Below are 26076 nucleotides of genomic sequence, written 5' to 3'. Positions count from 1 at the left end.
ATAAGCCTAGACTCAAATAAATGAGAGCTTCCTTATTGAATTTAAGGCAACCTAACGTTCAGCCCTTCACTACCTTGTGAGACCTCCACAGTTTCTATTTGTGGCTCATTTCCCGTAACTAATATGGCTTCTGCTGACTTCTTGCCATAACCAACTCGTGGTTGACAAGATCTCCCCTAGTAAGAGCTCTTTCCTTCCTCCAATTCCTGCCTGATCAACTACTTTGGTGTTTCTCTAATAAAGAGTTAGGACGTCGACATGATGTGCTGCCTTATCCAAGCTCATAGCCTCATATCAGGTTCCTGTTCGTCAGTACCGGATTTTGTAGTCTCGCTTCCTTCAGTGCATACCTCACGGTAAACCACCTTGCGACTTACTAATGCTTCCCAGAGTCACCTCGGCACATAAGGGACTTGCACCCTCTGGAAAATTAACATACTTATTGTTAGCTCGTTTGATCAAATATTTGCATATTTAAACTTTTTCAAGAGCTTACAGATAAGTGTGCTCTTGCTCATGCAGGGCACACATCGAGTAGGCAGCCGCTAGGCCATTAGCCTAGCGGAGAACCTCTCACACCACTGTACGTACGGGTCTCGTATACAGCGGTTCGTTAAGTTGTGGGGAAATTTTCTTGTAAATGTCAAGCATTGATTCGTAGCCTCGCTTCTTCAATCGGTCAAGAGTTATTGTAGTTCCAAGTATTGGACTTTGAGCAATTGCCCAACCTCCCATTCGAGAACGAGACCATGCATAGGCTTGACCCTGTTCTACTCCTAAACGAATCAGGTTTTTCCTTTTTCGTTCAAGCTTTTTCCAATGATGCCAGATACAATATCTGAGCCTGTTACGAATCCATCCATCAACATCTTGAAGTTTAACCAGCATACTAGCCATTCGGAAGTTGTTTACCCAACCTCTTTGAACCTCAGCAAGTTTTTGAATACGTTCTTCAAAACTCATAGGAGTCGTTTTTCGGGTGATGGTTTTTAGCTTTTGCTTTAAGTTTTTCCAACTCTTTTTGGAAACTACCAATTGATATTTGCCTCGTTCCCCTTTCTTGTAGGTTGGTACAAAGCCAAACCCTAAAAGGGTGAAGTGAACTGGTCGGCGAATTCCACTCTTTTCTCTGTTGATTTTTAATTTTAGCTTGTCTCTTAAAAACTTGTAAATCGAATTCCCAACTTGTCGGGCTTGCGATTTTGTTTTAAAATAAATGCTAAAATCATCCGCATAGCGTACAAAGCGTAAGTTCTGGAGTTCCAGTTCTCTGTCCAGTTCATGCAACATGATATTGGACAAAAGAGGACTTAGTGGACTACCTTGTGGTACTCCTTTTCTTCGTTTGACCAGTTTGCCTTCAATTAAAATCGGGGCTCGAAGCCATTTACGAATCAGGCGCATTGTTTCTCTGCATTTTATCTTTCGATAAAGTAACTGCAATAGGTAGCAGTGATCCACTTCATCAAAGAAAGTTTGCAGGTCGATATCTACAATATGCTGAAAGCCATCGTTAATATATCCCTGTGCTTTCATGACTGCCTGATGCAGACTTCGCTTTGGTCGAAATCCAAAACTATTGTCTGAGAATTCAAACTCGAATTTTGCCGGGATGATCTGCAATACCGCTTGCTGAAGCAAACGATCGGTTACGGTCGGAATACCCAATAAGCGCATCTTTCCGTTCCCTTTTGGAATCTCCACACCTAAAATCGCATGGGGCAAATACTTTCCTGTACGAACCTTTTCAGTCAGCTCATCCCGATTAATCGACATGAGGTCTGTAAGTTTGGTTACAGGCATATGATCAACACCTGCAGAACCGTGGTTCTTTTGAACCCCGTACATGGCTCGTAATAAGTTCTTGCCTGTTAGTATTTGCTCAATCATTTTAATTACTTTTTCCCTGTTCCGCTTAATGCAAGGCTAGAATCATAAGAAAGCTTCCTTGCAACATTTGGAACAACTTAACGTTCAACCCTTCACTATTTTGTGAGACCTCCATGGTTTCTATTCATGGCTCGTTACCAATAGCTAATATGGTATCTGCTGACTTCTCAGTACAACTAACCCGTAGTTCCTGAGATATCCCCCGGTAAGAGCATTTTCCTTCCTCCAATTCCTGCCTGATCTACTACTTTGGTGTTTCTCTAAAAAAGAGTTAGGACGTCGACATGATGTGCTGCCTTATCCAACCTCATAGCCTCATATCAGGTTCCTGTTCGTCAGTACCGGATTTTGTAGTCTCGCTTCCTTCAGTGCATACCTCACGGTAAACCACCTTGCGACTTACTAATGCTTCCCAGAGTCACCTCGGCACATAAGGGACTTACACCCTCTGGAAAATTAACATACTTATTGTTAGCTCTTTTGACTAAATATTTGCATATTTAAACTTTTTCAAGAGCTTACAAATAAGTGTGCTCTTGCTCATGCAGGGCACACACAAATTGTATATGGCAGGCGGGGCTAGTATCGGTTTGACTGGTCAAACCTTCCGGCTACTCACCTGCGGGTCTGACTGGATTTCTGCACGAAATCCCGCCCGACCACATACAATTGAACGTTGACATTCATTAGAAAGCTAGTTTTATCAGAATTAATACTAAATAATTATAAATGAAATATATAAGCATTTTTTTTACATTATTCTTATTTGCAATCTTCTCTTGCAATAAAGATCTACCTATTGCCGAAGCCAATTTTGAGCTAGACAAAAATGTTGCCATTACAGGTGAATTAATTACTATATCCAATCTTTCTATTAATGGTACAGAGTACGAATGGAACTTTGGTGATGGAAAACCAATGATTAAAGATGAACATCCAACATATCAATATGAATCACCTGGGCAGTATAATATAACGCTAAAAGCTATTGGAAGTGGTGGTAGCACCGAGGCGACCAAAATTATGGACATTGAAGAACCATATATTTACGATGGCAAAAAATGGGGAGGTTGTATCATTAATGATACTTGGGGCAATGTGAAAAAGAACATTGAGGATAAGTGGATGCTGGAGAGGAGCAGTAAAAACCAATATAATGATAGATATTCATTATCAATAAAGCTCCTTAATAAGGGTGTCTGGCTGAATTTATCTTCCAAAAATTCAACTATTGATGATAATGACATATTACAGCAGGTAATAGATTTAAACTTTAACGGAGCTAATCAAAATGGTATCAGGTATGAATCAGACTATAACTTAATAAAAGAATATTATGGAGATCCAGATGCCAAAGACAAGATCAATTACTCTAATGCTTGGTGGTATTTTTACGATGGTGTTGCTTTTGTTCATCAAAGAGGAAAAGTAATTGGGATTTCTATTTTTTCTTCATTTACAAATGAAGGCTCACAATTGAAATTTTCTTCTACTGTAGTTCATTCAAAAGCTGAATTTGATGCGTATAAAAAGCGTATTATAAATAATGTATCTCAGAATATTTATCAATAGAGATACAGTACTAAAAGATAACACTACAAGTACTAATGAATTTAAAACAAATGAATTATTGGTTATTTTTGCTAAAAATAAGACCACTAAGAAAGAATTTAACGAATGTCAATGGAGTAGGCAGCCGCTAGGCCATTAGCCTAGCGGAGAACCTCTCACACCACTGTACGTACGGGTCTCGTATACAGCGGTTCGTTAAGTTGTGGGGAAATTTTCTTGTAAATGTCAAGCATTGATTCGTAACCCCGCTTCTTCAATCGGTCAAGAGTAATTGTAGTTCCAAGTATTGGACTTTGCTAGGAATGTATCTAAAAAATTAGAGGGAGTTCTTTTGGGAACTCCCTCTATTCTCGTTGTAAGGTGAGAATTAGGATTTATAATTATAAAAAATGTGTTTGGTTCATACTGAACACAAACGATTAAATTTCCACTTGTTTATTCATTAATGTATTTATAGATTCGGCCAATCGTTGAACACCAATTCGATTTTGCTCTTCATCCATAAACGAGAAATTAATTCTCATGGTATTTTTTCCACTTCCATCGCAATGGAAAACTGAGCCTAGAACAAAAGCCACATTCTTTTCAATTGCTACCTTAAAAAGATCTTCAGCACCCATACCTTTAGGTAAACTCAAAAATAGAAATAATCCCCCTTCTGGTTTTGTCCAACTAACGCCTTCGGGCATATAATCCTCAAAAGCCTGTAACATCACATCTCTTTTGCTGTGATACATTTCGATAATCTTCTTCAAATTCTTATCGAATAATCCATCTTCAAGATACTTAGCTGCAATCTTTTGAACAAACGGAGCAGTGCACAAATCTGTTGACTGCTTTGCCTTTACAAATTTATCAATTATTGCTTCATGTGCAACTATCCAGCCAATTCTGAACCCAGGAACAAAGATTTTAGAGAAAGTTCCCAGGCTCAATACCAGACCTTTGTTATCGAGTTCGTACATCATTCTCTGGGATTTTCCTTCGAATCGTAACTCTCTATAAGGGCTGTCCTCAATAATTAAGACATTGTATTTTCTGGCGATATCAATGATTTCCATACGACGGAATTCAGGCATTGTAATTCCTGCAGGATTTTGAAAATCCGGAATCACATAGATGAATTTGGGCATTTCACCATCCTTTTTCATTTTAAGCAGTGTATCTTCAAGCAGGTCGGAACGCATCCCATGATGATCCAGTTTTATTCCAATTGGGATTCCTCCATAGCTCGAAAAGGCACTTAATCCGCCTAAATAGCTTGGTAATCCACAGATGTATTTATCGCCACGGTTTAAAAATATTTTTCCAGCCAAATCCAAACCTTGTTGCGATGAGGTAAGAATCACCAGATTGTCGGTTGTAATCTGTAATCCTTGATCTTGATATCTTTTGGTTAGGATTTCCCGAAGTTTACGATCACCTTCGGTTGCACCATATTGGAGGGCTGAACTTCCTTCGTGGTCAAGAATGGAACAAGATATTTTTTTTAAATCATCAATTGGGAATGAATCAGGAGCAGGTAAACCTCCGGCAAATGAAATAATATCATCTCGTTGAGTTAATTTTAATAATTCTCTAATTACAGAACGTTTCATTCCTTTTGCACTATCGGAAAGAACATCTTCTAAATTTGCAATCATTTTAATCTCCCTTTTGTTTAGTTTGTTTATCGTGATTTCATTAAAAATCAAGAGGTTTAGCACTAATAAATTTACGTTTTTATCGTGTTAAAACCATAGATTTATAAACAAATGAGCTATACAAATGACAATTTATAATAAATATGAGTTGAAAACTTAAGATTAATCAAATCAGCTCTCTAAGCTTTTCAAGCTGTTTGGTTTTGTTTACATTTCGCATACTTCGAGCAGTTTTTGTAAAGTACTGATGATTTTCGATGAATTTTATTTGCAAGCGATTCCACTCATCGATACTCCTAATTTTACCGTACTCTTTTAGCTCGCGATATAAATTACCCGATACCGGTATAAAATCCGTTCTTCCAAGGTAATCCAGATCTGCATCGCACATAATCATTTCTAAAAGAGTTTCAGGCTTTGGAGGATGCTTTGTATGCATAATTAGATTGCAAACTTCTTCAATTTGGTTTTCCTGGTATTTGTATTTAGGCAGAATGTGCTTGGCTAGTTTTACACTAAATTCTTCGTGATCCTTGTAAGAAAGTATAAAGCCCGTGTCGTGAAAAAGTGCTGCAGTTTTAATGATCAGCATTTCGGCTTCGGTAATACCTTCTTTACGACCGATAATTTCTACTTCAGTGATTACATCAATGGTGTGTTTTAAGTTATGATAGTAAAGATTTTTTGGAAGCTCGTTTTCCATTTTGGTCAGAATTGTTTCTTCCAGATCATCATATCTCAGCATCTGAAAGCAAGTAAGAAAATAATCATTCGACACTAATCCTTTTAGGTCGCTTGACATTTTGGGCAAGAAACCTTTTACAAAATACATATCGATATTTCCTTTGTATTTTACAGGCATTCTGCCGCGGTATTCGCAAATAAAGAAATCTTTTACCAGCATGTATGTCATTCCCGATATATTGATTTGATTAACAGCACCTGAGGATTCCATTCTGCTTGCGGTATTTACTGTATCACCCCAAATATCATAGCTAATTTTTTTAGTACCTACCACACCGGCAATTACAGGACCCGTATGAATACCTATTCGCAAACCCCAAATGGCTTTCTTGCCATCTTTCGAATTGATTATCATGTTTTTCATATATTGCTGGATCTCCAATGCTGCCAAAATTACCTCGATAGGGTTGGTTCTGTTTTTGTTAGGAATACCTCCAGCGCACATGTAAGCATCACCTACGGTCTTAATTTTTTCGATATTGTATTTTTCTACTACTGTATCAAAATGCACAAAGAATTTGTCCAATTCATCAATTAAGTCTTCAGGATTCATTTGTTCCACAATTTTAGTAAAGCCGTGGATGTCAGAAAACAAAACCGTTACCATTCTATATCTTCGAGAGCTTACCTTTCCTTTAGATTGGAGTTCCTCAGCCGTTTGTTTTGGCAATAAGTTGGAGAGTAACTTTTCTGCTTTTTCCTTTTTAAAAATTAGTTCTTGATTCTTATTGTAAAACTCTCTTTCAATTTCGCTTCTTTGTCTTCTAAGTTCAATCCTAAACCAAAGAAATAGAAATACAACAATTATTGGGAGTAGCATTGCAAAAAGAATGAAGTTCTGAGACAAGAATTCAATTTCAACTTGTCCGATAAAATTGCATGTGAAAATTGTTCTAACAAGTAAAAAGAGAGTAAGATGTTCCATTGTGGATTTATTATTTATCTAAGAAATGCGATGACACTAAAAATAGGGAAGAAATTTGAATTCTATGGCTTAGCAGCGCTTTAAAATCTATTCTTTAACCATTTTTAATGAAGAAGCGGGCATGATAAAATCATTATTAAACACACAGGCGAATGATTATTTTGATCTTGCGGCTTCCATCTGGTAACTGGGAAAAAATCTAAACAGATGTAATAAAGAATAATACTGGGGTACTTCGTTAAATTTTATTTAGACAGAACCACTATTCGATTTGTTATGCTTCCTGTTTTATCAATTAATAAAAAGCTAAAAACAAATTGAAATTGTTTGATAAATAGAAAATAATAAGCAGACTTTTACTAGTGGAATAAATTTGTTGTTTTAGTAAAAATTACCTAAATTGAACTCCTGTTATGTTAATACATATATTTCACTGTTTCCCCTTTAAACTAAACTATGGAAAGTATAAAAAGATCTTTACTTGTAGCTTGGGATTTTTCTAATGTTGCAGAATATGCATTCGATCATGCATCTATTTTTGCTGAAAATGTTGACGCCGAGGTTATTTTGGTTCATATTGTTAAAAAAGAGTCTCAAATAGAAGAAGCAAAAAATAAAATGGCTGAAGCTGTTGAAGGAATCTACAAGGAAAAGAATGTTCGACCTGATTTTATCGTTCGCGATGGAAGTATTTTTACCACAATAAATGATGTTGCAAAAGAAATGAATGCCATGTTGGTGCTTATGGGTACACATGGCATTAAAGGTATGCAAAAACTTACGGGTAGTTGGGCACTTAAGGTAATTGTAGGTTCAAGAGTCCCATTTATTGTGGTGCAAGCTCCACCAGTACAAAAGAAATATTCCTCTGTTGTTCTTCCTGTCGATTTTAAAAAGGAAAATAAGGAGAAATTAAGCTGGGCAGAGTTTTTAGGTAAGTTCTTTAGAGCAAAAATGCGCATTATTACTCCAAAGATGCCCGAAGGACAGATGCTTCAAAGAACAAAAGCCAATCTGGTTTTTGCAAAAAAATACCTTGAAAACAGAGGAATTGATTATGAAATTGATACCGCCGATGGAGGTAATGATTTTGCAATGGAAACTGTTGATTTTGCCAAGAGGATTGATGCAGATATCATCCTGATCATGACTACCAAAAATATCTCATTCCAGGATTACATGCTTGGAGCACATGAACAGTTTGTAATTGCCAATTCAGCTCACATTCCGGTAATGTGTGTCAATCCAAGAACGGATTTGTCTAAATACGGAAGTTTTTATTAAGGCATATTTTATTAATCTCTATATTTGAACAACGGTTTTTTAGCCGTTGTTTTTTGTTTGAAATAATTGTAAATATACATATGAACCGAGCATGATTAAAATAATCATTAAACACCCACGACAATGATAATTTGTGATCTTGCAGCTTCCATCTGGTAAATGGAAAAAAAATATAAACAGATGAAATTAGTTTTTGCTACCAATAACCAAAATAAAATGAAGGAGTTACAGCTACTGCTTGGCGAAAAAGTCGAATTACTAAGTTTAGCAGACATTAATTGTAATGAAGAAATTCCCGAAGACTACGAAACTCTGGAAGAGAATGCGACACAGAAAGCTGAATACATATACAAAAAGTACAATGTAAACTGCTTTGCAGATGACACTGGCTTGGAAATTAAATCCTTAAATGGGGAACCTGGAGTTTATTCAGCACGCTATGCCGGGGAGGATAAAGATGCCACAGCGAATATGAAAAAGGCGCTTGAAAAGCTCGAAGGGGAAAAGGATAGATCAGCAAGGTTCAGGACAGTTATTTCCTTATTTTTAAATGATAATGAGTATCAATTTGAAGGGATAGTGAATGGCAATATTCTTGATTCGCAAAGGGGAAAAGATGGATTTGGATATGACCCTATTTTTGAACCAGAAGGATATTCTGTGTCATTTGCAGAAATGGAGGTGAGTGAAAAAAACAGGATTAGTCATAGAGGATTGGCTGTTCAAAAACTGGTTCAGTTTCTATTGGAGTATAATGCATAAGAAGTTGCCATGAGACAGGTTGCTATATTGGTTTTTCTGATTTCTTACTTTATGTCATCGTTCGCACAGAACTTTGTGGGTTGGAGTGAGCATTTACCCTACCGAAAAGCATGGCAACTGGTAGCATCATCGAATCATGTTTATTGCTTAACTGAATCAGGATTATTTTCTTATTCATTGTTGGATGGTGAAATAAGGACATATGGCAAAACCAATACTTTGTCTGATAATGAAATTACCGCTGTAGGCTGGTCTTCTGATCATGAATTACTTATTTTGGCTTATAAAAACGGAAATGTTGATCTCTTGTCTAATGAGGATGTGCTTAATATCTCGGAAATTAAAAATTTTGCAGGCTTTTCGGATAAGCAAATCAATTCGATATATATTAGTGAGGATCTTGCTTATTTGTCTACCAATTTTGGAATTGTTGTTCTTCATTTAAGTCGGCAAGAAATTGCAGATACTTATCTGATAGGTTTAAATGGCAAACAAATACAAGTAAATGATGTGATAAGCAATTCATCTTATTTGTGGGCTGCAACAGAAAATGGACTTTTTAGAGCCGATTTAAACTCGACAAATTTAGCTGATTTTAATAATTGGGTATTGGTTTCTGAAATTCCTAATTACAACAGGGCATGTAAGGAGCTATGTATAATGGATCAAGATCTTTTTGTTCTTAGACGTACATCAGAAATCGGAAATGAAATCTATAAGCTCAGTCAACAAGTTTGGCGTGAATTTCTCGTGGAATCGGAAAGTATTTTTTCCATATCGCCTCACAAGAGTTCCTTATATGTTGTTTTAAATAGCAGCATAAAAGAATTTAATACATCAGGGGATCAAATTTCAATTATTTCTGGAGTTCAATCCAATTCTTTCAGAAGCATTTTACAAATCGATGACAGAACGTTTATTGCAGACAATGAGCATTCACTTTTGGAAAAGCAAGGTGGGGAGTTTGTTCAAATCAAGCCCGATGGGCCTTTGCGATCTGATATTACAACCGTCTGTTCGGTTGGAAAACAAAGCTGGGCAAGTTCTGGAAGCATTAACAAGAATTTGCCTGCCGAACTTTATTTGTACAATGATTTAGAATGGAAGAATTTTACAGAATCGAATGTTTCGGAGTTGGCAGGGAAAAAAGATATTATCTCGATACGCTCTAACAAACGAAATGAATCTAGAATTTATGCTGCCTGTTGGAGGGATGGATTGTTCGAATTTCAGGAGGAGGAATTCACTAACTATTATCATTCCGGGAATTCTCCATTGGGAAATGAGGGGATCAACTCTATGGATTCAGATGAAGATGGAACTCTCTGGATTGTAGAGGCAAATTCGAATAATGCAGTTAAGGCCTTGACCTATGAAAATGAATGGGTTTCCTTGTCGTATGGTAGCTTGGATAATCGATCTGATTCACGAAAAATAATAGCACTGCAAAATGGCGACAAATGGGTGTTAAGAGGAGTCGGCAGTACCTTATTTGCATTTAACGAGAATGGTACGCTTGCGAATGATGATGATGATGTGCACGGTAATTTTACCCTTCGAGATGAAAATAATTCAAGCATTAGTTCCCGGGTTTATGACATTAAGGAAGATCAAAAAGGAAGTGTATGGGTTGGAACATCAAGTGGAATAGCAGTTTATTCAGATCCGGGAAACATTTTTAGAGATGGTAATTTTTTTGCCTATCGACCAATAATAAGTATTGAGGGATCTACGCAGTTTTTGCTCTCAACGGAGAAAGTGCAGTGTATAGAAATAAATGGTGCTAATCAGAAGTGGTTAGGGACGGAAGATTCGGGTGCTTTTCTGGTATCAGAAAATGGTGATGAACAGCTTGCACATTTTACAATGGAAAACAGTCCGCTCCCATCGAATAATGTTCAACAAATATCGGCAAATCCCGGCACCGGAGAGGTTTTCTTTCTTACCAATAAGGGAATGGTTTCATATAGGGGAAAGGTTACCGAGGGAACAGAGAATTACAACGATTTGTATGTTTATCCAAATCCAGTTCGAGAGACTTATCGTGGCGATATAATCGTTAGTGGCCTAATGGATAATTCGACTGTTAAAATTACCAATGTAAGCGGAGCCTTGGTGTGGGAAGGTAAATCGGAAGGTGGTCAGTTTATTTGGGATGGGCGAAATTTTAGCGGATCGAGAGTTCATACCGGTGTTTACCTAATTTTTTGTTCAAATTCCGATGGGTCAAAGTCAAAAGTGATTAAGCTGTTGTTTATTAACTAACTTGCAAAGCAACATTCCAGAGACAAATCGGTATTATACCTTAAAACGAACCAGAAGAAATGCTACACCAGACAAAAGGCATTGTATTAAATCGTGTTCAGTACGGAGAAACCAGTCTGATAGTACATATATATACCGAAAAATTTGGTCGCCAGAGCTATATAGTAAAAGGTGGGCATTCCAGGAAGTCTAAAAGCAAGAGCAATCTTTTTCGTCCTTTTTTTCTTCTTGACATGGAGGTTTATCATCGTGAAGGGAAAAATATTCAATCACTTAAAGAGGTGAGGCTTTCGGAAACTTTAAACAGTCTGATTTTTGATGTTCACAAAAGCACCCTGGCACTTTTCTTAACAGAAGTTCTTTCGAAGGTGTTACGAGAAGAAGAAGCAAATAAAGACCTCTTTGTTTTCCTTTATAACAGCATTCGCTACCTCGATTTAACAGATGAGCCTTTAGACTTGTTTCATCTTTATTTCTTAAGCAAATTAACTCGATTTTTAGGTTTCTACCCACAAACGAACTGGTCGCAAATCAATAGCAATTTCGATATGGACAATGGTCGTTTCGTTAGAGAAGAAAATGCTCATGCACATTGCTTGGGAAAGTTAGAGAGTCAGATCCTCTCACGCTTATTCAATACTTCTATTGATCAGTTAAACACCTTAAAAATCAATAAAAAACAAATTGGAACTATTTTGAGAAGCTTGCTCAACTTTTATGCTCTGCAAAGCCAGGGGTTTTCATCGCTTAAGTCGCTTTCTGTAATTGAAGAACTGTTTAATGGTGATGAATGATAAACTTTTTTTAAACTCGGTTTTGATCTTCGATCTTGTTTAAATACATTTGCATGATTCAATTGGCCCCATAGTTCAAGGGATAGAATAGTTGTTTCCTAAACAATAGATCCAGGTTCGAGTCCTGGTGGGGCTACTTTGAAATTGTCGAGTTAAATAAAATAGACAGCCTTTAATGTATTAAGCCTTAGGAAGTTGTAGAGCTATCTGGGGCTTTTTTTTGTTTTTGCCAATATTTAAATGTATGTGCAAAATGTGAAAAAGTGTGTAAAAAGATGTATGTTTGTATAGTGTTAAGGGTGCAAAATAGGGGACACTCTCACATTGGGGGACAAAAAAGGGTACATATTTTATACATATATAAAACACTAGTAATGAACTTGAATTTTCAAATAAGAAGAGGTTTTATTGTTGCAAGAATTAGGCATTTAAATACAGAAGTTCAGTGCAGTACAGGTATAAGGCTGAAAAAAGAATATTGGAATAAACACACTCAGCAAATTAAAAACATAACTAGTATTACAAATAAAGTTGATATAAACCGCTATTTATTAGATTGCAAGGAGCGTTTTCAACTTTTCTACTTGGATAAAAAGCCTAAAACAAAGGATGATGTAAGAGAACTTATTCAAAGGGCTTTAACGGATGAGAAGGCGTCTAAAATTAATCTGTTAAGTTTTGCAAAATCATTCTCTGATTTACAAATCAAAAAAATTAATCCTAAAACTGGTAAACCTCTGGCAAAATCAACAATTAGTAAATTTAGATTGCTTCATGAGCATTTAAACGGTTTTCAAAAGTATAGAAATGAATCTCTAGACTTTGAAAATATTGATGTTGCCTTTTACTATGATTTTTTGGAATACTTAAAAGGAGAGTATAAATATAGCCCTAATACACTTGGTAAATATATTCAGGCACTAAAAACCTTAATGAATGAAGCAATAAGCCAAAAACTTACTGATAATATAGGATTTCGAAGTAAGCATTTTAAGCGAATCGCAGTTGATGCTGAGAATATATATTTAACAGATCAAGAAGTGAGAACTATTCTTTTGCTTGATTTATCCGATAAACCACATCTAGAACGGTCTAGAGATGTGTTTATGATTGGCTGCTATACAGGCTTAAGATATCAAGATGTAATTAACTTGAATAGGGGGTGTATTACTGGGAACTATATTAATACCATGCAGGCTAAAACTGGGGAGCGTGTTACAATTCCCCTATTATCTCAGGTTGTCCAGATTCTAGAAAAATATAATTATAGTTTAAAGGCCAATACTAAGATAAATAAACAGTTAAAAGAGGTGTGTAAGTTGGCTAAAATAAATAATGTTGTTTGGCGAAAATCATACATTGATGGTGTATTAGTAAATAAATCCTATAAAAAGTACGAGTTAGTTAGCTCACATACTGCACGAAGATCATTTGCAACCAATAGTTACCAGAAAGGGATTCCTGCGGCAACAATTATGAAGATTACTGGACATCGTACAGAAAAGAGTTTCTATAAATATATCAAGTTGGACAACAAGGAGCATGCAGATATTGTACTTAAAGCATGGCAATCTGAAAATGTGCTTGATATTGCAAAATAAGATTTAGTTATCTATAAGAAAATGATCCATGTCCATGAAAGTGTTCATGATTACTATCAATCATTTCTGAAATATAATTATGCATTTTAATACTAATTTCTAAGTAGGCTTGAATTGTACCAGTTAGTTCAGATATTGGTTTATTTTCCAAATGAAGGTGTTTTAATATTATTCTATATAATTCACTTTTTTGCTCGCCGAGATTCCAAGCTGTCTTATGTTGGTCTTCGAAATTTGCATCTTTAATAGCCTGTGCAGCTTTTCTTTGATCTGGATAAGAACTATTTCTTAATAATTCATATATAGTCCAAGAGGCTATTAATGTTTCCCTGTCTGCTGTATCTAAAATAAGTGCCATTTTAAGGCTGTCTTCTAGATTAATTGCTGCTTTCTCTCCAAATAATAACCAATCTGCTGAGATATTATATTTTTCTTTAAGTGCATTTAAGAATTTTTGATTTACACTATTTCTACCCATTTCAAGCCCTGCAATGTATGGAGCTGACACTCCTAAGGCTAAAGCAAATTCTTTTTGAGAAACTTTATTATTTTTTCTAATCTCTTTAACTCGTTCAATTACAGTGGAATCCATGTTTGCGCTGTGTAAAAGTGTGAAAAACATACCAAAAACATGTAAATAATATACCAAAACACATATATTTGTACATCTAAAAATAATTATTTACACTGAATTGCACAAATATACGTAAAACACTATTCGAATGAAAGCACAAATTGAAAGTCCGTATTTAAACACAGCAGAAGCTTTAAGTTATTTAAAAGTATGTCGAAAAACACTTCATAACTGGATTGGCAAAGGCATTATCACAGCTTATAAAATTGGCAATACAAATCGATTTAAGCGTACTGAATTAGATGCTGCATTGCGTCCTGTAAAACCGTTAACTTAAACTCGTTTGTGTAGCAATAAATTTAGGCGTTGCAGAAGTTTTGCACGCAGAAAAACTGTTACAGACACACCAAATTTGAAACGCCTGTTTTTTACAAAAAAAATCTCATTCCGAGTAAGGCACACGCACGGTTTTTTGTTACGCACACACCATTTTTTTAAAACAATTAACTCTCTACATTTTATTACCTCCATTACCATTGATAGACGGGATAATCATAGAACTTATTGACTTCGATTCTAACCTTTGGAAATTTAATCCAAAGCTTAGTTTTGATTATACTATCAATGAGGATACAAGAGAGATTAAAGGTAGTAAAGTATCTATTTACAACGGGTTGCGGTTTATTATTGAGCCAAAAGGGAAAGTAAAAATAAAAGGATCAATACATAAGTTTTACAATAAAGGAGAACACAATGGAGACCGCTTTACTTACGATGATTTTCAAAAGGCGGTAAACCAGTTATCCGAGTTTGGAGTAAATCCCGAAACGGCAATTTTACGGGGTTTTGAAATAGGTTTAAACCTCGATACAAGTTTGTGCAAAATAGACACCAAGACATTCTTGGACAGTATTTTGTACTGTCGTGGTGCTGAGCGTTCCGATATGGAAATAAATGGTAAAACTGGATACGGATATAGCTATAAAAGAACTAATACTACCTATAAATTTTACGATAAGGCTGAGCAAGCCTGTTTGCAGTCTGAAATGCTCAGGATTGAAACCAAGTTTACCAAAATGAGATCGGTTGAAAGCTACCAAATACATACCCTTTCAGACCTATTGGATAAGGAAAAATTTGTACGATTAATAAAAGATAAGTTCCTCAAATTCATAGATGAAACAATATTTTTCGAATGGAGACAACTTCCAACTACTCACAAAATTCCTAAAAAATACAAAGGTAAGTTTAAGGATTTGCGAAATCCTAATTGGTGGTTAAAAGATGAAAGGAGTCGTATAGATCGTCAACGCTATAAGGAATTACTTGAAAAATTGGTAAACAAGTATGCAAAACGCAACATTAAAAATATCCTGAAAGACCTTATTTCATTGGAAATTTCGAATATTGCACGCACAAAAAACTGTTACGAATACACCGAATTTCAGGTCTTGAATGGTTGGAATAAATTAAAAAAACACGCACAAAAATCTGTTACAAACACACCATGTATTGTATGGTGCGAATCCACCGAACAAGGAGAGGTGAAAAAAGAAAAAAATTACTGTTTGGTATGCGATAAGGAAATTAAAGGGAATAAAAAGTCAAAATATTGCACTGATCAGAGAAAATGTAGGGATAAAGCCTATAATCTTAAAGTATCTGAGCAAAGAAAAGCCAAGAGAACCCAGAAGCAAGAACAAATAGTAAAGCTCATTAATGAGGTAGGCGAAAACTTGAAACTGATAAAGACTAATAATCCAGATCGAAAGAAAAGAATTGGAATACCAAGTAGAAAAACTTCAATAATTGTAAAAATGAATGGAAGAGAAAGGCTCTATAATGGCGATGACGCCCGTTTTTTTCTCAAAGAATTTGACAAGAGAACCAAAAAAGAAAAATTAACCAAATGCCCTGTTAACAGGCTTAAAAAAGCATAATTAAAATGATTACTACGAAAAAAGAAAATTTGATTATCGACTTATTGGAAGATACTGTAACGGTAAGTCGAATCTTTGACAATATCGAAAAGGTAACAGGTTGTGATTTAATTGCTACTAATGGTTGTTATCCGATTATTTGCTTAATGGGACTTGATTTAGATAAGTGTACAAATCATGATTTACTGGATACATATAACACGATCTTTAGCAACTACACTTCAAAAGACAATGATAATCGGGATACGGCAATATTGATCTACAATAAATTCAAAGGAAATATTGCAGACGATTTAAAGCACTCTCCTCATTTAAGCATTAGTTACGACAATTAATAGGTTTTACTACAAGTATTTGCTCATGGAAAAGAACGTATACAAGTATGCCCGTGTTTCAACCACAGGACAAAATGAAGAAAGACAGGTTGACGGTCTAAAGGATGTTACTGGCAAATTGGTAATAGATAAGTATTCAGGTATGATACCGTTTGCCGAGCGTCCAAGTGGAAAAATAATTATGGATGCAGTAAATAAAGGTAAGATATCTGAACTTGTTGTTTATGATTTTGATCGACTGGGTAGAAGTGTTCCTGATGTTCTTCAAACTTTGGATGTCATGAAGAAGAATAAAGTTTCGGTAACAATCTATAAAATGAGCCTTAAAAGCTTTATTGACGGAAAATACAATCAAATATTTGACTGGATTTCCGCTGTTATGGTTATGGCTTCGCAAATGGAATATGAACGAATTAAGGAAAGACAGGCAGAGGGTATAGCCATTGCAAAAGCAAAAGGTGTTTATAAGCTTCATGCAGGGAAAGGAAAATTGACGGCAGAGCAGTTTGAAAAACAACATGCCGATATCATAGAACTTTTGAATGATGGAAAATCGATACGAAAAATTGCCAAGCTTGTAAAAAAATCTCCCTCCACCGTTCAACGGGTCAAAAAGCATTTAGACACACAAAAAGCGTATTCAAATTAGCCTAACCACAATAAATACACAAAAAGCCTCAGTATTGATACTTTTAACTAAGTTCAGGCGTGATGACAAAAGGGTATACGCTAAAGTGAATACAAATTCAATCAGATCAAAAATTTAAAACTTTATACAATGAATAAATATGAAATGATAGAAGCCAGCTTTATTGGCTCATTTTTATTTGATGCAAGTAATACTTGTATGAATGTTGCCGAATGTGCAGAATTTTTAGGAGTTCATGAGAAAACTGTAAAAAATAGAATCCAAACAAAGAATATGAGCAAAAAGATATTTGCTAAACCATATGGCAAAGGTTGGAAAATCCCCAAAGCCCAATTTGTAAAAGAAATAGTTGAACATTACAAAAAGATGCAGAGCGATGAAGCAATATCGAATTATTAAAGAAACAGAAGAGAAACTGACTATTGATATGGTTGGAATAAATCGTCAATGAGGCGATTAACCACGAATTATCGAGTTATACCCTTTAACACCTACCAACTCTAACTAAGAATAGAATTCAATATCAAAAGTTAGTAGGAAAATAAATACAATAAAGAATGGAAGAAGCCCAATGGGCTATAATCGCCTGAAATGCAGATGTATAAGCAATTTATATTTAGTGAGTAATTAAATTGCAACAAGGGTGAAAAAAACTTATTTTTGCTTTATGAAGAATCGTTTAAAACAGCTTTATCAGAAACTTGGATTAAATAAAGATAATGGATTATTTTATTTAAGTGATGCTGATTTCTGGGTTCATAAATTTCCTTATAGAATTAGTCGAATTCTTAAAGATGTAATAAAACCAGACGCTTTTTTTTGTCTCTATCAAAATAATTCTGAAACAGAAGACAATCATCCCAAACCTTTTAATCAATCGTTTATATTATTTTTTGATAATCCAGATAATGAGAAAGAAGACCTAATTCATAAACAGGTTATTAATTTTGGTTTAGCTCAAGTTGTATTCATTTGCAAACCAGACACTCTTGATATATATCATGGAAATGATACTAATAGTTTAGACCTAAAAAAGCTTAGGTCTTTAAACGATTGCAATTTAGATGATTTTACCTTTATAAATCTAATTCGAGGAAATGTTTATAAATCTATTGGTGAAAGGAAAAATACAATAGACAAGTATTTATTGAAAAACATTACCGACGCGAGAAGAATTTTGGTTGCAAAAGATGGATTAAATTTACTTCCAAAAGCCGCAAATAGGCTAATTGGTAGATTGTTATTTGTAAGTTATTTAATTGATCGAAATGTAACTTTTAGTGATCAAAGTTTTATTACAGGAGAAAATAAATTGGAGCGTAAAGAATCTTTTAGAAATCTGATTCTGAAAAAAGACGACTTGTATGGATTCTTTAATTACTTAACCCATAAGTACAATGGGGATATGTTCCCACTTTTTGAAGAAAATGGGTTGTTTAGTTATTACGAAATAGAAAATATTAATGATGATCATTTAAAAGTATTGTATAATTTATTTACTTGTTCTTCTTTTTTCTCAGGAGGTAAAAAATTTGGAACCAACTATGTGGTTCAACAATCCTTATTTGATTTATATGATTTTGAAATAATCCCAGTAGAATTAATTAGTAGTATCTATGAAAGTTTTATTGGTAATAGTGATGAAAATGATGATGTAGAATTATCGAAACAAAAAGATATAAAAGCGTACTATACACCTTCATATATAGTAGACTATATCTTATCACAAACCGTATCTCCTTTTCTTGAAAATGAAGAAAAGCTTAATTCAGATTGTAAAGTACTTGATCCTTCTTGTGGCTCTGGAATATTTCTCGTAGAAACGGTCAGGAAAATTATTGAAAAAGAATTGTTTTTAATAGGAAACAAGACATTATCAGATTCAAGATTATGGAGACTTATTAAATCAAATATATATGGTATTGATATTGATTCTGATGCTATTGATATTACTATCTTCTCACTATACATTACGATATTAGATTACAAACAACCTGCCGAAATCGAAAGATTTAGATTTGAAAAACTTAGAGAAGAAAATCTTTTTGGTGGATTAGAAGCCGATTTTTTCAATACAAACCACCCTTTTAATACAATAATTCAGAATGTAGACTTTATTATTGGTAATCCTCCATGGGGAAATATTCCTAATTCCAATTATAATAATTACATAAAAGATAGAAATGCACGAGAAAATAAAGGCAAAGCACCTGCTGATCGGCTGGCACTTCAAATTGGTGGCAAGGAAATATGTCAAGCTTTTTTAATCAGGTCTAGTGATTTTGCAACCAAACAAAAAGCTCCTAAATGTTCTTTTGTCGTTTCTAGTAAGGTACTTTATAATACTGGGAAGACTTCAAAGAATTTCAGGAATTATTTTTTATCTAAATATAACATACATCAAGTAGTAGAATTATCTCCTGTTAACAATAAGCTCAGAGGCGGGAATCATATTTTTGAGAACGCAAGATATCCTGCTGCAATAATAACTTACATACCTGAAAAAAACAATGGTAATACTTCTAAAAATGTAATACAACACATTACGGTAAAGCCAAATTCTTTCTTTTTGCATTATAAAACAATTTTGGTTGAGAAGCATGATGTAAAGAGAATAAAACAAGAGTACTTTATGGAAAGGCTTGGTGGAATAGATTGGTTATGGAAAACTCTGGTTTATGGTAATGTGTTGGATGTTCATCTTATTAAAAAACTTAAAAATAAAAAGCTTTTTAAAACAGCAAAAGAGTATTTTGCAGAATTAGGCTACGAACAGAATGGAGGATTAAAACTTAAGGATGGTGTTACGAAAAAAGATGCATCACACCTTCTCGATCACAAATTTCTGGATGCAAAAAACGAATTTCGTCCATATTTTGCTATGCCGAATAAATCCTTTAGAAAATACTTAGAACTGGAAAATAATACTGATTCTAGAGTTGGATATTTACCTAGCCAAAGATATTTTGAAGGTGATAAGTTATTATTTAAAAAGGGCGTTGTTCTAAAAAATTTAAAATATGATGAACACCTCTTTGGTGCTGTTACAGCATTTAATACGGAGAAGGTGACATTTACGTCTACTGTAGGTTCACTAATATCAACTAATAAACATGTTGATTCAAGTAATTTTTTAAGTGCACTATCTTCAATTTTCAATTCAAAACTGTTTACCTATTTCACCTTAAACACGGGAGCTTCATTAGGTGTAGAAAAAAGCCGAATCAATTTTGATGAATTTGAGAAATTCCCAATAGTGATAGACAATGAATTAAGTACTCTATCTAAAGAAATTGTAATCAATATTAATAATCCAGAAGTTGTAGTTGATAACAAAAGGAAAATTGAAAAACTAATAAATAGGCTATATAACCTTGATGAAGAGGAACAAGCGCTTGTTGATTATTCCATGAATGTTTCCATTCCTTTACTACTCCGTGAAAAAAAATCAATAATATTCAAACCATTAAACCTTAATATTGCTAACGATGAATTATATATTGTAAGTTATATTAACGTGTTTACTAAGTTTTTCAAGTCTAGATTTGATAAAATAAATAAATCGCTTCAGGCAGAAGTGTCATATACAAATGAATTTTTACGAATTAATTTCAAAATTGAATCAAAGCAGTCTATTATTATTAAACCAAATAAAGACAATGTCGATTTATTAGGAGACTTAGGAATATATGAAGTATGCAAAAATTTATACTTTCAGCAAGACGTAAGAGGTTTTACTTCGACTTCTTTTTATATTATAAAACCTAACGAAAGAAAGCTTTGGCATAAGGCTGTTGCATACCTTGATGCATTGGAATTTGAAGAAGAAATTGTGAAAGCTGAAATGAAAACAATAAAAGTTGCCTTGTAAATTATGGTAGGAGTAGACAGTTTTGTCCAAAATAATTTCAATGAATATGATTCTAAGTTTGATTCATGCATTAATGCAATAATTTATGGTTATAAATTATTAGAAAAAGATCAATCATATTCACGTGAGGAAATTAAAAATACTGCGACAAAAGTAAGAGGAAAAGTAGCTAAATCCGTTGAATTGGAAGATTTCTTACGAAACGATTTGATTGTAAATTATATAGAACCATATCGTTCTTTTTTTGATCTTAAGCATTATCTTTTTCAGTCAGGTGTTGAAGAGTTTTCAAGTAATATAAAAACAGGAATTTTAGATATTAAGGTTTGTTCACCATTACTGAACGGTGATGCATACTTTATCTTTGAGTGCAAAAGATTTAACAAAAAGATTGCAGATAAATATATAACAGAAGGGGTCTTACGTTTTATTAACGAACAGTATTATCCAGAAACGAATACACCTGTAGCTGGTATGATTTCATTTCTTGAGTCATCTGATGATAGGAATGAAATTAGCGCTTCTAACTCTTATGATGCTATACAATACCTATTAGAAAAATACGAAAATGATGTGAATTTGATTGCTGAATTAAATCGATATCATATTAATTGTCCAAATAAGAAAGAAATAGAAGAATATCAGTTTATTTATAAAAGTGTTCACAAGAGAGTCATTCGTAATTATCCAATCCTAATAGCGCATATTGTTCTAGATTACAATCATTTAATCAATTAGTTTAAATGTGATTGTTTAGATTAGTAAATGTTCGATACCCTATAATTATTCCGTCTTTATCTAGCAGATTAGCTAGTATCTACGACATAAACTATCCTGATGGGTGGTTTGATATGGTTAAAGTCTAGAAAATACGGGAAATTAGCGGTTATGACTATCTTGCTATTACCTATGTATCCCGTTTACCACCTTTAGATGCTATTAATTGATAATTCAGAAGTGAAGAATATTATTGACGATATAGTAAAGTTGCTGATAGTCAATCGTGCAATTGTTTTTATAATGCTATAATGCCCTATAATTATTCCGTCTTTATCTGGTAAATTAGCTGGTATCTACGACATAAGCTATCCTGATGGCTGGTTTGATATGGTTAAAGTCTAGAAAATACGGGAAATTAGCGGTTATGACTATCTTGCTATTACCTATGTATCCCGTTTACCATCTTTAGATGCTATTAATTGATAATTCAGAAGTGAAGAATATTATTGACGATATAGTAAAGTTGCTGATAGTCAATCGTGCAATTGTTTTTATAATGCTATAGCGCCCTATAATTATTCCGTCTTTATCTGGTAGATTAGCTGGTATCTACGACATAAACTATCCTGATGGGTGATTTGATATGATTAAAGTCTAGAAAATACGGGAAATTAGCAGCCATGACTATATGGCTATTACCTATGCATCCCGTTTACCACATTTAGATACTGATATGAATATCAAATAAAATGGTTGAAAAACTACTCAGTGACTCTAGTCTTAATTGCTCGAAGTCTAAGTAATGATTCAACCTTACTCCAAAAATAGGTAAAATTTACAAACCAACGCAAAAAAAGGGGATGTTTGCCGCACATTTAAAACTTATATGTGTCTACATTTAACTTTTCATGTAACGTATCCTCGTTACATGAAATTAAAAAGTACGAGAATTATTTATTGGGGACAAAATAGGGTGTTTGCTCAATGCGAATAGTGTGTATAAGTCTCAAAAACAGAATATTACAACTACTTAACTAGGTTCTGGTGGGGTCACAAGTAATTGAAGCTGATATTAAATACTATTCTTTGTCAAATCCATCCACAATTACACCACCCATTGAAGCAGGGAAAGAGAGAATTATAATTCTTTTTAAAGCAATAAGAGGTTCCTCTAATATTGGCATTCTATTTAATGCAAATAGTATGATAAATACTACAATAAAGGTGACTCCATAGTCTATTAAGGTTCTGAATAAAAAATGAGATAATCGATTCTTTACGTTTCCTTGAAAAATTCCCTGAAATGAGTAAATATTTATAAAAATTAAGGAAAGAAGAATGATAACAACCAGGTTTAGAGTTGGTAAGGTTTCGCTTAGTCGCCAGGATTCCTCTGAAAATGCAACTGGTATTGTTAGAGCGGATGAGCCGACAACAACTTGTATAATATCTTCTAAATTAATTGTATCCTTACTCATGGTTTGACTGATATTAGCAACTATAGTTAAATGAGTATTTATGAAACACGGGCAATAAATCAGAACCATTCTTTCTTTAGAAATATATGCATTCGTGTTTGGCTACAAATCGCCACGTGGCGACTTGTGTTTATTTTTATAGCTATTAAAGATATAATGAATTTCAAAGAAATATGATAGCGCAATCATTTTTGAAGAAATTTTGTACGTTAAATGTTGAAATAAAGCTATTGTATCAATTATCTTATTTTATTTCGCTTTTTTGTTGTAAAATGTCATAATGTCCTAATAGGTAGATGATTGTGTCAAAATATCATGAGATTTGTTTTGGAAAATGAAAAAATGTCAGTTAAGCATAATTTCTTCTTTTGAATTAGCTTTTGATTTTCAGAGCTCTACGAAAATTGGATGGATTTGGCATTTAATTTGAAAGGGGTAAAGTGAATCGCGATTCTAATTTTATTGAGAATATAAGAATATATTAATTTAAATTAGGGAGGGTATAATTATGACTTTAGTTAAGAAAAATACCGATAATTTTTTCCCATCCTTCTTTGATAATTTTTTCTCCAGAGATTGGATGGATTGGAATACCACAAATTTCTCTACCACAAACACCACTTTACCTGCGGTGAATGTGAAAGAGGATAAAAATGAATTCACTATTGAGGTAGCAGCTCCAGGAATGGATAAGAAAGACTTCAATATTAATTTAGACAACAATCAGTTGACTGTTTCTTCTGAAAGGAAGAGTGAGGTTGAAAATAAGGGGGACAAATATACCAGGAAAGAATTCTCTTATTGTTCGTTCCAGCGTTCGTTTCAATTGCCTTCGGATGTAGTCGATGGTGATAAAATTAAGGCCAATTATTCTGATGGGATTTTGGTAATTCACTTACCTAAGAAAGAAGAAGCAAAGCCAAAGCCAGCCAGAATTATTAAGATTTCCTAAGAAAATCAGACTGTTTATTAAAAAATATGCTTGCCACTTACTCTGCAAAAGGTAGGTGGTAAGCTTATGGATTAGAATGTGATTTGCTTGTTAACAATTTGTTGCATTTAGACGTGGTTCAAGAGCTTTCACATTTTAATATCAAGCTAGTAGTAAAATTTTAAAGTATTTATTATGAAGAAAATTGCTCAATTATTTATAGTTGCATTCATTGCCAGTGTAGTTACATCTGTTGGATTTATTTTCTTTAATAAGGAAGATAAAACCTATACCATTAAACATATAGATTCTGCACCCGTTGTTGGTGCAGCATACACGGTAAACCATAATGGAGAAGTGGTTCCCTTGCAATTTACTGATGTATCAAAGAAAGTGATGGATGCAGTAGTGCATATAAAATCGACTCATATTCCGGGTGCTCAAAGCAGACAGAAAGTTCCATCTCCTTTTAGAGATTTTTTCAACGATAATATGCTGAAAGATTTTTTTGGTCCACACTTTAAGTTTGAACAAAGAACACCACAGCAACGAGGTCCATATACTCGGGTAGGAACTGGCTCGGGAGTAATTATTAGCTCTGATGGGTATATTGTTACTAATAACCATGTAATTGATGGAGCTGAAGATATTGAAGTGAGTTTACACGATAATAGAGTATATAAAGCAAAGGTGATCGGAACTGATCCAACAACTGATTTGGCTGTGATACAAATTAAGGAAAGGAAATTGGCACATGTCCCATTTGTAAATTCTGATGATGTAGAAATTGGAGAGTGGGTTTTGGCAGTTGGAAACCCTTTTAATTTAAACTCGACTGTAACAGCTGGTATTGTTAGTGCAAAAGGTAGAAATATTAATATTCTGCAGTCGCAATCAGCTATAGAATCCTTCATCCAAACCGATGCGGCAATCAACCCCGGTAATAGTGGTGGAGCACTGGTAAATCTAAAAGGAGGATTAATAGGTATTAATACTGCTATTGCAAGTCCAACAGGTTCTTATTCAGGTTATGGGTTTGCCATTCCATCGAATATTGTGAGTAAGGTTGTGGAAGATATTCTAGAATACGGATTTGTACAACGTGGTTATATGGGAATTACCATCCGAAGCGTAGATGGAAATTTTGCCAAAGAAAAAGACTTGGATGTTACTGAGGGGGTTTATGTTGATAGCTTAATGACTGAAAGTTCTGCGAAAGAGGCAGGGCTTCAAAAAGGAGATGTGATTGTTAAAGTGAACAAGAATAAGATAAAGACATCTTCTGATTTACTCGAAATAATTGGTCAACATCGTCCTGGAGATCAATTGTTGGTAGGAGTAAATCGTCTTGGAAAAGCCAAAGAATTTGAGATCACATTAAAGAATGCACAAGGCGAAAGTGAAATTAGTAGTAACAATCATAGAGATATACTTTCCAAACTTGGAGCTGAAATCATTGAAGTAGATAGAGAAAAAGCTTCAAAACTGGATGTGCCAACAGGATTAATGATTGAAAAGCTGAATTCTGGTATACTGCGAACTCAAACCAATATTAAAGAGGGATTTGTAATTACTCATGTTAATGATAAAAGAGTAGAAAGTTTGAAAGAATTAAAAACGATCCTGAAAGGGAAATCGGGTGGAGTGATGCTAAAAGGGGTTTATCCTGATTATCCTGGACAATATTATTATGCCTTTGGTATTAATGAATAAGCATAATTGATTAAAATGTGACTAGAGAGTTTAAATAGATTTTCTTATAACTAAATAATCATCAGATATGTTAGAGCATCAAAAGTTTGTTTTAGAGGCGGTTGCCGATCAGGAAAGTTTATTTCGAAAGGAGTTGATTAAATCTATGAATTGGTTGGATGAAAATGATCAGGAAAAATTAATAAACTGGCTCAAGAATCGTTTTAACAATCGTTTAGATGTTATCGATGAGATAATCAATACTAGCTTGGTTCCATTATCATAGTCTCTTTGCAAATTTTCTAGTAAGAGTCTATTCGGTGAAAGCTGGATAGACTCTTACGCATTATTTCAATGCAATAACTCTATAGCCTTCAAAATGAACAGGGAGTAAATTAGGGTATGT

At 34.1% G+C, this 26076-nt stretch carries 21 protein-coding genes and 1 tRNA gene; 17 read left to right on the top strand and 5 right to left on the bottom strand.

The genetic code is table 11. From position 1 onward, the window contains the following. Positions 1-573: 573 nt before the first annotated feature. Positions 574-1890 carry a group II intron reverse transcriptase/maturase gene (gene ltrA / locus ACO05S_RS08970; RefSeq protein ID WP_421921173.1) on the bottom strand — a complete coding sequence of 439 codons (1317 nt, stop codon included), beginning with the start codon at positions 1888-1890 and terminating at the stop codon, positions 574-576. Positions 1891-2619: 729 nt separating this feature from the next. Between ltrA and ACO05S_RS08965 the strand changes: the two genes are divergently transcribed. Next, positions 2620-3462 carry a PKD domain-containing protein gene (locus tag ACO05S_RS08965; RefSeq protein WP_421921172.1) on the top strand — a complete coding sequence of 281 codons (843 nt, stop codon included), beginning with the start codon at positions 2620-2622 and terminating at the stop codon, positions 3460-3462. A gap of 419 nt (positions 3463-3881) precedes the next feature. On the opposite strand, the gene ACO05S_RS08960 is transcribed toward ACO05S_RS08965, so the two are convergent. Together ACO05S_RS08960 and ACO05S_RS08955 are read right to left on the bottom strand one after the other, a co-directional pair. After that, positions 3882-5105: a PLP-dependent aminotransferase family protein gene (locus tag ACO05S_RS08960; RefSeq protein WP_421921171.1), complete on the bottom strand. Its 1224-nt coding sequence runs from the start codon at positions 5103-5105 to the stop codon at positions 3882-3884. A 166-nt stretch (positions 5106-5271) separates the two neighbouring features. Next, positions 5272-6774 (bottom strand): adenylate/guanylate cyclase domain-containing protein, encoded by a 1503-nt coding sequence (locus ACO05S_RS08955; RefSeq protein ID WP_421921170.1) that lies wholly within the window; start codon positions 6772-6774, stop codon positions 5272-5274. A 456-nt stretch (positions 6775-7230) separates the two neighbouring features. Here ACO05S_RS08955 and ACO05S_RS08950 point away from each other — a divergent pair, with 456 nt between their 5' ends. The 6 genes from ACO05S_RS08950 (at position 7231) to ACO05S_RS08925 (ending at position 13480) form a co-directional block, all read left to right on the top strand. Continuing rightward, on the top strand, positions 7231-8058 hold the full coding sequence (locus ACO05S_RS08950; RefSeq protein WP_421921169.1) for a universal stress protein: 828 nt from the start codon (positions 7231-7233) through the stop codon (positions 8056-8058). Positions 8059-8238: 180 nt separating this feature from the next. Beyond that, a complete protein-coding gene (locus tag ACO05S_RS08945) occupies positions 8239-8820 on the top strand; it encodes a non-canonical purine NTP diphosphatase (protein WP_421921168.1) in 582 nt (193 codons plus the stop codon). A gap of 9 nt (positions 8821-8829) precedes the next feature. Then, positions 8830-11085: a T9SS type A sorting domain-containing protein gene (locus ACO05S_RS08940; RefSeq protein ID WP_421921167.1), complete on the top strand. Its 2256-nt coding sequence runs from the start codon at positions 8830-8832 to the stop codon at positions 11083-11085. Between the two features lie 59 nt (positions 11086-11144). Further along, complete coding sequence (gene recO / locus ACO05S_RS08935) at positions 11145-11879, top strand: DNA repair protein RecO (protein WP_421921166.1); 735 nt, start codon at positions 11145-11147, stop codon at positions 11877-11879. 64 nt (positions 11880-11943) lie between these two features. Then, positions 11944-12015: transfer RNA gene (locus ACO05S_RS08930), tRNA-Arg, on the top strand. Between the two features lie 238 nt (positions 12016-12253). After that, entirely contained in the window at positions 12254-13480 is a 1227-nt protein-coding gene (locus ACO05S_RS08925; protein WP_421921165.1) for a tyrosine-type recombinase/integrase, read from the top strand. 7 nt (positions 13481-13487) lie between these two features. On the opposite strand, the gene ACO05S_RS08920 is transcribed toward ACO05S_RS08925, so the two are convergent. Further along, a complete protein-coding gene (locus ACO05S_RS08920; protein ID WP_421921164.1) occupies positions 13488-14072 on the bottom strand; it encodes a helix-turn-helix domain-containing protein in 585 nt (194 codons plus the stop codon). A gap of 130 nt (positions 14073-14202) precedes the next feature. Between ACO05S_RS08920 and ACO05S_RS08915 the strand changes: the two genes are divergently transcribed. The 7 genes from ACO05S_RS08915 (at position 14203) to ACO05S_RS08885 (ending at position 21587) form a co-directional block, all read left to right on the top strand. Then, entirely contained in the window at positions 14203-14391 is a 189-nt protein-coding gene (locus ACO05S_RS08915; protein WP_421921163.1) for a helix-turn-helix domain-containing protein, read from the top strand. 199 nt (positions 14392-14590) lie between these two features. Next, positions 14591-15994 carry a hypothetical protein gene (locus ACO05S_RS08910; RefSeq protein ID WP_421921162.1) on the top strand — a complete coding sequence of 468 codons (1404 nt, stop codon included), beginning with the start codon at positions 14591-14593 and terminating at the stop codon, positions 15992-15994. A 5-nt stretch (positions 15995-15999) separates the two neighbouring features. Then, the gene (locus tag ACO05S_RS08905; RefSeq protein WP_421921161.1) at positions 16000-16329 is read left to right on the top strand and encodes a hypothetical protein; all 330 of its coding nucleotides are present in this window, start codon (positions 16000-16002) and stop codon (positions 16327-16329) included. 25 nt (positions 16330-16354) lie between these two features. After that, positions 16355-16978 (top strand): recombinase family protein, encoded by a 624-nt coding sequence (locus ACO05S_RS08900; RefSeq protein ID WP_421921160.1) that lies wholly within the window; start codon positions 16355-16357, stop codon positions 16976-16978. A 129-nt stretch (positions 16979-17107) separates the two neighbouring features. Further along, complete coding sequence (locus tag ACO05S_RS08895) at positions 17108-17377, top strand: hypothetical protein (RefSeq protein WP_421921159.1); 270 nt, start codon at positions 17108-17110, stop codon at positions 17375-17377. Between the two features lie 268 nt (positions 17378-17645). Beyond that, positions 17646-20849, top strand: coding sequence for an Eco57I restriction-modification methylase domain-containing protein (locus ACO05S_RS08890; RefSeq protein ID WP_421921158.1), 3204 nt, complete (start codon positions 17646-17648; stop codon positions 20847-20849). Positions 20850-20852: 3 nt separating this feature from the next. Beyond that, positions 20853-21587 carry a hypothetical protein gene (locus tag ACO05S_RS08885; protein WP_421921157.1) on the top strand — a complete coding sequence of 245 codons (735 nt, stop codon included), beginning with the start codon at positions 20853-20855 and terminating at the stop codon, positions 21585-21587. A gap of 1061 nt (positions 21588-22648) precedes the next feature. Here ACO05S_RS08885 and ACO05S_RS08880 read toward each other — a convergent pair. After that, on the bottom strand, positions 22649-23047 hold the full coding sequence (locus ACO05S_RS08880; protein ID WP_421921156.1) for a DUF2391 family protein: 399 nt from the start codon (positions 23045-23047) through the stop codon (positions 22649-22651). Between the two features lie 508 nt (positions 23048-23555). Here ACO05S_RS08880 and ACO05S_RS08875 point away from each other — a divergent pair. From ACO05S_RS08875 to ACO05S_RS08865, 3 genes are all read left to right on the top strand, one after another. Beyond that, positions 23556-23999, top strand: a complete 444-nt coding sequence (locus ACO05S_RS08875; RefSeq protein WP_421921155.1) for an Hsp20/alpha crystallin family protein — start codon at positions 23556-23558, stop codon at positions 23997-23999. A gap of 174 nt (positions 24000-24173) precedes the next feature. Beyond that, positions 24174-25691 carry a Do family serine endopeptidase gene (locus ACO05S_RS08870; protein WP_421921154.1) on the top strand — a complete coding sequence of 506 codons (1518 nt, stop codon included), beginning with the start codon at positions 24174-24176 and terminating at the stop codon, positions 25689-25691. 67 nt (positions 25692-25758) lie between these two features. Further along, on the top strand, positions 25759-25956 hold the full coding sequence (locus tag ACO05S_RS08865; RefSeq protein ID WP_421921153.1) for a hypothetical protein: 198 nt from the start codon (positions 25759-25761) through the stop codon (positions 25954-25956). Positions 25957-26076 lie beyond the last annotated feature (120 nt).

Source organism: Marinifilum sp., assembly GCF_965230805.1.
Taxonomy (GTDB): Bacteria; Bacteroidota; Bacteroidia; order Bacteroidales; family Marinifilaceae; genus Marinifilum.
The sequence above is the reverse complement of the archived record's forward strand: the minus strand, read 5'-3'. Positions and strand labels throughout refer to the sequence as shown.

What these genes read in the sequence shown, in the direction of transcription:
- ltrA (WP_421921173.1), bottom strand. Translation starts at nt 1,890, where the DNA reads ATGATTGAGCAAATACTAACAGGCAAGAACTTATTACGAGCCATGTAC.
- ACO05S_RS08965 (WP_421921172.1), top strand. Translation starts at nt 2,620, where the DNA reads ATGAAATATATAAGCATTTTTTTTACATTATTCTTATTTGCAATCTTC.
- ACO05S_RS08960 (WP_421921171.1), bottom strand. Translation starts at nt 5,105, where the DNA reads ATGATTGCAAATTTAGAAGATGTTCTTTCCGATAGTGCAAAAGGAATG.
- ACO05S_RS08955 (WP_421921170.1), bottom strand. Translation starts at nt 6,774, where the DNA reads ATGGAACATCTTACTCTCTTTTTACTTGTTAGAACAATTTTCACATGC.
- ACO05S_RS08950 (WP_421921169.1), top strand. Translation starts at nt 7,231, where the DNA reads ATGGAAAGTATAAAAAGATCTTTACTTGTAGCTTGGGATTTTTCTAAT.
- ACO05S_RS08945 (WP_421921168.1), top strand. Translation starts at nt 8,239, where the DNA reads ATGAAATTAGTTTTTGCTACCAATAACCAAAATAAAATGAAGGAGTTA.
- ACO05S_RS08940 (WP_421921167.1), top strand. Translation starts at nt 8,830, where the DNA reads ATGAGACAGGTTGCTATATTGGTTTTTCTGATTTCTTACTTTATGTCA.
- recO (WP_421921166.1), top strand. Translation starts at nt 11,145, where the DNA reads ATGCTACACCAGACAAAAGGCATTGTATTAAATCGTGTTCAGTACGGA.
- ACO05S_RS08925 (WP_421921165.1), top strand. Translation starts at nt 12,254, where the DNA reads ATGAACTTGAATTTTCAAATAAGAAGAGGTTTTATTGTTGCAAGAATT.
- ACO05S_RS08920 (WP_421921164.1), bottom strand. Translation starts at nt 14,072, where the DNA reads ATGGATTCCACTGTAATTGAACGAGTTAAAGAGATTAGAAAAAATAAT.
- ACO05S_RS08915 (WP_421921163.1), top strand. Translation starts at nt 14,203, where the DNA reads ATGAAAGCACAAATTGAAAGTCCGTATTTAAACACAGCAGAAGCTTTA.
- ACO05S_RS08905 (WP_421921161.1), top strand. Translation starts at nt 16,000, where the DNA reads ATGATTACTACGAAAAAAGAAAATTTGATTATCGACTTATTGGAAGAT.
- ACO05S_RS08900 (WP_421921160.1), top strand. Translation starts at nt 16,355, where the DNA reads ATGGAAAAGAACGTATACAAGTATGCCCGTGTTTCAACCACAGGACAA.
- ACO05S_RS08895 (WP_421921159.1), top strand. Translation starts at nt 17,108, where the DNA reads ATGAATAAATATGAAATGATAGAAGCCAGCTTTATTGGCTCATTTTTA.
- ACO05S_RS08890 (WP_421921158.1), top strand. Translation starts at nt 17,646, where the DNA reads ATGAAGAATCGTTTAAAACAGCTTTATCAGAAACTTGGATTAAATAAA.
- ACO05S_RS08885 (WP_421921157.1), top strand. Translation starts at nt 20,853, where the DNA reads ATGGTAGGAGTAGACAGTTTTGTCCAAAATAATTTCAATGAATATGAT.
- ACO05S_RS08880 (WP_421921156.1), bottom strand. Translation starts at nt 23,047, where the DNA reads ATGAGTAAGGATACAATTAATTTAGAAGATATTATACAAGTTGTTGTC.
- ACO05S_RS08875 (WP_421921155.1), top strand. Translation starts at nt 23,556, where the DNA reads ATGACTTTAGTTAAGAAAAATACCGATAATTTTTTCCCATCCTTCTTT.
- ACO05S_RS08870 (WP_421921154.1), top strand. Translation starts at nt 24,174, where the DNA reads ATGAAGAAAATTGCTCAATTATTTATAGTTGCATTCATTGCCAGTGTA.
- ACO05S_RS08865 (WP_421921153.1), top strand. Translation starts at nt 25,759, where the DNA reads ATGTTAGAGCATCAAAAGTTTGTTTTAGAGGCGGTTGCCGATCAGGAA.